Source organism: Belliella marina, from assembly GCF_042682445.1.
Classification (GTDB): domain Bacteria; phylum Bacteroidota; class Bacteroidia; order Cytophagales; family Cyclobacteriaceae; genus Belliella; species Belliella marina.
Genome location: NZ_JBHUHR010000040.1, coordinates 23,490 through 31,116 on the forward strand (window position 1 = coordinate 23,490; position 7,627 = coordinate 31,116).

Sequence of the window (7,627 nt, forward strand, 5' to 3'; positions counted from 1 at the left end):
CATCTTCTACACATTGCCACCGATAGAATTGATTACAGCATTCCTATTGGTGATCCCCAAGTGGAGGCTTAGAGGGCTATACCTCAGCCTACTGATGATGGCCACTTTCACAGCCTATATAGCCATCGTGATGACAGGCATATTTGGAAGGATCCCATGCACTTGTGGCGGTGTAGTCTCCAAACTCACCTGGTCCCAACACCTCATCTTCAACCTCACATTCCTGTCCATCTCAGTCTTGGCGGCCTACCTCTGCAACCACAGTCCACCACATATACCAAAACACAAAGTCAACCTCCAAAAATAAAATCCACAAAACCCCGGAAAATCTGCGAGAGACCCCAAACCCAAAGACATTCACGCTATCCCTAATACCAGGTACTAGGCTAGCACCGGCAGGGGGCCAAACCAGCCAACCCTCTCAAAATCCAAATTGGCAGGAACATTAACAATCAAAACAATTTCAATTATGAAAAATTCAGTTAAAAACCTCCTACGTGGAGGAGTATTCGTATTGGCGGCTGTATTTGCCTTTGCATTTACGCAGCCTATTGACAATTCAAATCCAAAATTCACCGAAAATAACGGTGAATGGGTTTTGGCTGGCCAACTTGGTGTTAATTATCGTTGTGCAGATGTTCCAACGATGATTTGTACAGTGGAATTGGTTGACAATGATCCTATTTTAGGAGAAGTAGTCGAGAACTCTGAGGTGTTTGGAGAATATACTCCACTGTAATCTATTAAGTGTTGAATTAAAAGGCGGAAGTGATTCACTTCCGCCTTTTTTTATGGGTTTTGTAAAAGACCATAGGTTTGAATTTCAAGATCAATTATCGGAAGGATATAAAAAGAGGAATTGGGTTCTAGTGTATATATTGAATTCGCAATATTTCTAGTCAATGTTTCCTTAAAGGCATCTTCATGGTTCAACCTTCTCAAATCATACCATCTATGTCCCCGAAATACAAACTCCTTTCTCCTTTCCAAGAAAATAAACCTCAAAGATTCTTCTACATCATTGGATTTGAATGCTTCAAAATCACCGCTACTGTATCTCTTCACGAGGAAGTGGTTCAGAGTAGCTAGCCCATCTTGGATGTTCCCATTTCTGACCTGGGATTCTGCCAGAATCAAGAATAATTCAGCCGTGGTAAAGCCTCCAAAAAGTGTAACGCTCCCATTGTAACTTCCTTTAAATCTTATCCTACCTGTACTTTGGTTTACATCGAAAAAAGTAGACTTCCTAAGGTCATTTCCTTCATACAACCCGTAGACTCCTTCGGGAACATCAGCATTGATATGTACCGCATAGAATACGAGTTCCTCCTGAAATATCACTTCTGGGTTGAACCTGGGGAAAGGGTTTGCCAGCGAAGGGTTTACATCATTGTAATCAATAAGGTTATCCATTAACGACAAACCTTCCAACGCTGCCCATTCTGCTTTGACAAAATCTCCTCTATACAAATATAAACGAGCCAGAAGCGCATAAACACTTGCTTTTGAAGGCCTAGTGGAAAAATTGTTTAGGGGTTGTAGTAACTCTAGGGCTTCATTTAATTCATTTTCTATAAAGTCATAAGACTCCTTCACTGTGATTCTAACAGGATTGGATTCAATTGCTGCTGTTTCCCTGAATACCAAACCATATTGATCGAATGCAGGGCCATCTTGTTCCATTGCTGCAAATTGTGTGAGCAAATGATAATAAGCCAATGCCCTATTAAACATAGCACTTCCTTTGATTTGATCGTATTGATTTGCATTGTTATTTGTTCTTGTTATAGTCGGAAGTGTTTCCAGCACAAGATTGGAGTAAAATACTTGTTCATAAGCCTTTGTCCAATCGGCGTTAGATCCTCCTTCATATAGGTCATCAGCCCATATATACCCATTTCTTGCTGTTGCTGATGATGCAGATTGCCAGACACCCTCTTGTAAAAGAAAGTCGTCCGACATGATTACAGGAAGGCCTGGGGCTGTATTCATCAAAAATTCATCATCCATCAGGGCTTGAAGGTCTGCCAACGATTGGGGTATGATTAGTGATTTCACAGGTTTCTCGTCTAAGAATCCTTGACAGCCTATCGTGAATAAGGCTAGAGCAATTGTGTAGAGTTGTTTTTTCATTTGTCAGTTTTTTAGGTGTTGGTTTCGCGTTGGAAGCAAGGGGTTTTAGATGTTAGAAATTGATGCGGATTCCGGTGGCGATGCTTGTGAGGGGTCGCATGAATCGGAAGTCCGGATCGATGGGGTCGTCACTGGCTTTCCATACTATCCCTAGGTTATTGGCATAGAGGTATAGTTCGGCACTTCTAAAAGGAAGGTTTTGCCAATGGGTTCGGTCAAAATTGTATGCTATCCTGATATCTTGCAGCCTGATGTGATCACCACGCTCCACCAATGCTTCTGAAAATCTGTAAAGATTGTCTCTGTTGGCGTTAGTTGCATTAGGGATAGAAGGGACATTGGTTGTGCGTTCATCACCTGGGTTTTGCCATCTCTGAGCATAATCTCCATGACCTCCCAAACCTCTGTTGTTTCCGTAAATGATGGATTCTCTTCTGTAGTAGTAGCCCAATCTGTACGATAGGTTGACTGAAAGGCTGAAACCTTTGTAGAAAAAGTCATTCCTCAAGGCTCCAAATACTGTTGGTCTGGCTGTGCCATGATAAATCAAATCTTCATAAGTAGCATCTCTTGTGATGCTTAAGTAATCCTTACTTACTTCCCCGTCTAGTTTCCCTTTTGGATCTCCATTGTCAGGATCTAGTCCTGCCCAGGCATAAGAGAAAACAGGGAATATTCCATAGCCTGTCACTGGATACATGGAGCTCGTTCCTAAATTCAAGACGATATTTGTGGGATGATCAGTCTGGTATGCTGTTACTTCATCCTCATAGTAGTTGAATAGGAAGGTGGTGTTCCATTTTAATGCCCTGTCAATATTTAGGGTGTTCAATTCTAGGTCAACTCCTGAGCCTTTGATTGTCGCATTATTTCCACGGAAGGACCTTACACCGGCAGAAGGGGCCACTGCTGCAAAACCAATCATATCCTGACCATCTCTTTGATAATACTCTACTGTACCACTGATTCGGTTGTTTTTGGTAGCAAAGTCGACCGCCAAGTTGACCATACTCAATCTTTCCCATCGAAGATTTGGGTTTGGAGGGTTTGCTATGGTGGAGTATGGTAAACCTGTAAATGGGCTGCTTGGAGAAAAGCTGGCGGTTGTAAATGCCGATAATGAATTGTCCACATTTCCATTGTAACCATATGTAGTCCTCAATTTAAGGTATGGGAAAAGTTCAGCATTGAAGAAGCTTTCTTCCGAAATGATCCAGCCCATTCCAGCCGACCAAAGTGGCACTCCTCGCATGTTGGTTTCTACACCAAAGAGGTTGGATTGATCTCTCCTGGCAGAGATTGATAGCAGGTACCTATTTTTGAATTCATATCCAGCATTGGCAAAATAGGAAATGAATCGATCTACGATCCCTGATTGACTATCTGCGTAGGGGATCCTTTGTAAGAAACCGGAGGCATAATACATGGGGAAATTGTTCATGTAGTCTACCGGTCTTACTGTGGCTGTTTCGGGGTCATAACCGTACTGTCTTGCGTAGTGTCCACGTCTTTGCAAGTCCTTGGCTTCATATCCAGCCAAAGCCGTGAACTGGTGGTCTGTTCCCCAGGTATTGTTATAGGCAAGATTGGCTCTGAAGGTGTGGCTATCTCCTTCATTTAAATTTTGGTTGAAGATTCCACCTTCTGGAATATGACTGAGGATATTTCCTGAGTTGTCCGTATATGCAAAGCTATTGTATAAATCCCGTGCTTCATAAGCATCTGGATGGATGATTTCTGTTTGATTGGATCGGTTTGTCCAATACTGATATCTCAGGTCAGCTGTTAGGTTATCATGGATTTTGTAACTGGTGTTTAGGTTGAGCCGAACTTCGTTTTGCCTTGTTTGATTGTTCAACAAATCCAATTCATCCAAGGGTCTAAATGTCCAGTCTTTCAAGCCAAGACCTGGGTCAAGTCCATTGATGTAAGCAGTTCTGTAACCCCGGGGCAATACCAATGCTTCGCCAGATTCTCCCCTAAAAGCTGCATAGGGATAGTAGCGGGGGTCGGTACTAGAGAGTTGCATTCTAGTTGGGTCGAAGCTGTTGTTTTGAGTAGATGATTGGACGATATTGATTGCCGAGTTGATCTTTAGTCTGTTATTCAGCATTAAGAATGTCTGATTGCTATTGATGGTGAGTCTGTTGTTTTGATCACCGATGGCTGAGGATTGGTTGTCATCGAAACCTATCGCTGTATTGAAATGGAAGAAATCCGATCCTCCGCTAAGATTCAGTGAAGTCTGGCTGAACACATTGTTTTGATAGAATTCATTGTATTGGTTTCTTGCGTCAATGGGTCTGAAAGCCTCAATTCTTTGATTCAATTCCTCCTGGGATATCTCACCCGACCTGTGGCTTGCGAGTAGTTCTACTACTGGACTCAGTGCCAACCTCCTTGGGTGTGTGATTCTGGAAATGAAGAAGTTTCTATTGAAGAGTTCTATTTCTGTATCAATGTAATCATTGACAGACATCTGGGGTCTGTAGAAGAAATCAGGAGCTTCTGAGTTAGTGATGTTGGTATTGAGACTTACTCTGATGGGGGATTTGATTCCACCTTTTTTGGTGGTGATGACGATGACCCCATTCCCTGCTCTTGCTCCCCAGATGGAGGCTGCGGCAGCATCTTTCAGCACAGTGATGCTTTCTACATCATTTGGATTGATATTTTCCAGAGGGCCATCGTAGGGGAAGTCATCAATGATGATCAGTGGATTGGGGTTTGCATAGAGTGTGCTTCTACCCCTGATGCCAATAGGATCGGCATTGGATCTATTGAAGGCAAGGCCGGATGTCACATCTTCCAGTCTATCTACCAAGTTTGTAGAAACCCGCCTATTGATCAGGTTTTCGTCTAGACTAACAAATGAGCCTGTTGCCCGCTCTTTTGGCAATTGTTGGTAGCCTGTAGAGACGATTTCCACTCCCTCCATGGCTAGTCCAGCTTCTTCCATTTTGAGCTCGAAGATTCCATTGAAAGGGATCGATATATTCCTTTCTGCTGATTCAAAACCTATGTAGCTGAAAACCAGTATGGATTCACCCACTGGTAGGTTGAGGGAAAACAGGCCATCGACATCTGTTATTGTGCCTTTGGTGGTTCCTTTCAAGGTAACGTTGGCGCCGGGAAGTGGCATACCATCCTTTTCGTCAACAATCCTACCCTTGAGGATCGATGATTCCTGAGCTGATACTTGGAATGCCAATCCGATCAGGAGCATTGTAATGATGTAAACTTTTTTCATAGTCATGTATGGTGTTTAGGTTAGCATTATCAGTTGTTGTCAGTGATCAGTAGTATTTCTTGTTCAGAGGTAGTTTCTATTATTTCTAGGCCGTAAGCCTCCAGTGCTTTGTTGATTTCATCTACATTGGACATGTTGCATTGTAGGTGTAGGTCAACAGGGCCGATAATTCCTGTCTGGTTGAGTATCATTTTATCCAGGTGTTGGAAGTATTTGAGGTTGAGACTGGAAATGAGGTAATTCAGTGAGGTGTTTTGGAGTGTGGCTTCGTAGGGTGTAATGCTTTGAAAAGGTTGTCCCCCCTTAGTTTTGAGGTTGTGGTTTTCTTTGGCAACCAATGCATAGCAGGGCTTTTCTTTAAGCTCCACAACTGCTTTGTATTGAGGAAACCGTGTCTCTAAGTCTGCTTTGAAAACCTCCCAGACCTTATCTTTATGATTTCTGTCTAGTTCTAGTTCATAGGTAAAGACATTGTTTGATTCCTTCCAGTCTTCTATTTGTGCATTTCCTTTGTGGGATAAATCCTCGAAGGGCCCCACCTTGTCAGTTTTGATTTCGATGTTTTTGATATTGATGGCAGTCCCACCTGTTCTGTAAGCATATCGGTATAGGTGCATCAGGTGAACATTGGTAAAAAAGATCCTGATGGTCTTTTCTTCCTCTTTGAAAAGTGAGCCTGCTGAGGCCATGCTGGGGAATCCTGGGACATAGCCCCATAAACTCGATTGGAATTGAATTGGAATGTTTGTTCCGATCTGTTCTTTGATGGGAAGGTTTTTATCAAAGGTATTTGCCTGTTGTTTTCTGTTTCTTATTCCCGAAAGTTCACCTGCTAATGCATTCTGAATCTTCTGGGCATTGATTTCTTCACTTGAGGTAAAGGCCAAGACTTTCCCTTCTTGGTCCATCCATACATAGTAAGGCAGGGAGTTGTGAGGAAACATCCCCCTCAATATATCATCCCCATAGATCATGGGCTTCGAAATATCCTTCAGCTTAGCCATCCTGGAAAAGAGCTTTTCTACTTCTTCCTTGTCTTGGTAAGTCACGGGAAGGATCGCTAGATCATCACCAAAGGCTTTGTCCAAACTATCCAACTTCGGAAAACTTGCCACACAGGGAGCACACCATGTTGCCCAAAAATCAAGGATCAATAGCTTGCCTTTATAGTCAGAGAGCAATATTTCTCCATCAGGATGGTTCAGCACATTCTCAAACTTGAGGTTGGGAATCTTGTCCCCTATATCCAGAGGCTCAAGTTTCTGCTGTCCCAAAGCACAAATAGAAAGCAGCATTGTAATCAATAATGTAAATTGTTTCTTCATGATTTTACTTATTAGTTGATTAGGTTATTAGTTGAATTGGTGGATTGGTTCGTTAAGCGTTAAATCGTTAAGGGTTAAAGTTGTTAGATAGGGATTGTCACATCGAGTTTACCTCCCAACTCAGGGAGGCGTAGGAGATGTCTCGAACTAGGATTGAGATTTCTCACTGGCGTTCGAAATGACTTAGCGTAAAAAGCCTGGCAGTACGGGCATGGCGTATGAGGTTCGCCACAAACCCAGTTTAGCATCACTTGGTTTATTGTTAAACATATACCCCGTAGCTGCCATGGCTTATTTGGTTGAATTGGTTATCAGTTTTAAGGGCAGTCACATCGACCAAAGGGAGATGTCTCGAACTAAGGTTGATATGTCCTCCCACAATGCTGAAAGACAGACTTCATTCTTTGTTCAACTTGTCCGCCGTGGCGGATCGTACTTCGTACACTTTTTCTTCTCTGCCTCTCACTTCTCGCATCTAGCTTCTAGTTTCTCGTCTGTCACATCGAACGTAGAGAGATGTCTCGAACTAGGGTTGATATGTCCCCCCACAATGCTGAAGGACAGACTTCATTCTTTGTACATTGTACAACTTGTCCGCCGTGGTGGATCGTACTTCGTACACTTTTTCTTCTCTGCCTCTCACTTCTCGTCTCTAGCTTCTCGCTTCTAGTTTCTCGTCTCTAGTCTCTAGTCTCTAGCTTCTCGCATCTCAAAAACAAGACATACCCCTCCCATCCTGGAAAAAACCTGCGTTTTCTCCAGCTGGGTCCAGAAACAGGGAATTGCTCCTGACAAATAAGAAATTAGAATATGGTTCCTTCCCGACAGTGCTCCTGCAGTAGCTATAGTTCCGGAAAGGGTGCGGGTACATCCATGGCGTATCGACCTTGGAAAAACGTATCTAAGTAGATGCCCCGTC

The 7,627-nt window shown here is 42.9% G+C and carries 6 protein-coding genes; 2 read left to right on the forward strand and 4 right to left on the reverse strand.

Annotation, left to right across the window (positions count from 1 at the left end; translation table 11 throughout):
* Both ACFSKL_RS16375 and ACFSKL_RS16380 read left to right on the forward strand, forming a co-directional pair.
* Window positions 1-307, forward strand: a 307-nt coding sequence (locus tag ACFSKL_RS16375; protein WP_376887411.1) for a MauE/DoxX family redox-associated membrane protein, incomplete at its 5' end; no start/stop codon positions are given.
* A 162-nt stretch (window positions 308-469) separates the two neighbouring features.
* On the forward strand, window positions 470-739 hold the full coding sequence (locus ACFSKL_RS16380; RefSeq protein WP_376887412.1) for a hypothetical protein: 270 nt from the start codon (window positions 470-472) through the stop codon (window positions 737-739).
* A gap of 50 nt (window positions 740-789) precedes the next feature.
* Here the strand turns inward: ACFSKL_RS16380 and ACFSKL_RS16385 are convergent, their stop codons facing one another.
* The 4 genes from ACFSKL_RS16385 to ACFSKL_RS16400 all read right to left on the reverse strand — a co-directional run.
* Window positions 790-2,133: a RagB/SusD family nutrient uptake outer membrane protein gene (locus tag ACFSKL_RS16385; RefSeq protein ID WP_376887413.1), complete on the reverse strand. Its 1,344-nt coding sequence runs from the start codon at window positions 2,131-2,133 to the stop codon at window positions 790-792.
* A gap of 52 nt (window positions 2,134-2,185) precedes the next feature.
* On the reverse strand, window positions 2,186-5,389 hold the full coding sequence (locus tag ACFSKL_RS16390) for a SusC/RagA family TonB-linked outer membrane protein (RefSeq protein WP_376887414.1): 3,204 nt from the start codon (window positions 5,387-5,389) through the stop codon (window positions 2,186-2,188).
* A 23-nt stretch (window positions 5,390-5,412) separates the two neighbouring features.
* Window positions 5,413-6,708, reverse strand: a complete 1,296-nt coding sequence (locus ACFSKL_RS16395) for a TlpA family protein disulfide reductase (RefSeq protein WP_376887415.1) — start codon at window positions 6,706-6,708, stop codon at window positions 5,413-5,415.
* Window positions 6,709-7,395: 687 nt separating this feature from the next.
* A partial coding sequence (locus ACFSKL_RS16400; RefSeq protein WP_376887416.1) for a hypothetical protein occupies window positions 7,396-7,627 on the reverse strand: 232 nt, incomplete at its 5' end.

Bases quoted from the DNA above. Each gene is read 5' to 3' on its own strand.
- ACFSKL_RS16395 (WP_376887415.1), bottom strand. From the start codon at position 6,708: ATGAAGAAACAATTTACATTATTGATTACAATGCTGCTTTCTATTTGT.
- ACFSKL_RS16380 (WP_376887412.1), top strand. From the start codon at position 470: ATGAAAAATTCAGTTAAAAACCTCCTACGTGGAGGAGTATTCGTATTG.
- ACFSKL_RS16390 (WP_376887414.1), bottom strand. From the start codon at position 5,389: ATGACTATGAAAAAAGTTTACATCATTACAATGCTCCTGATCGGATTG.
- ACFSKL_RS16385 (WP_376887413.1), bottom strand. From the start codon at position 2,133: ATGAAAAAACAACTCTACACAATTGCTCTAGCCTTATTCACGATAGGC.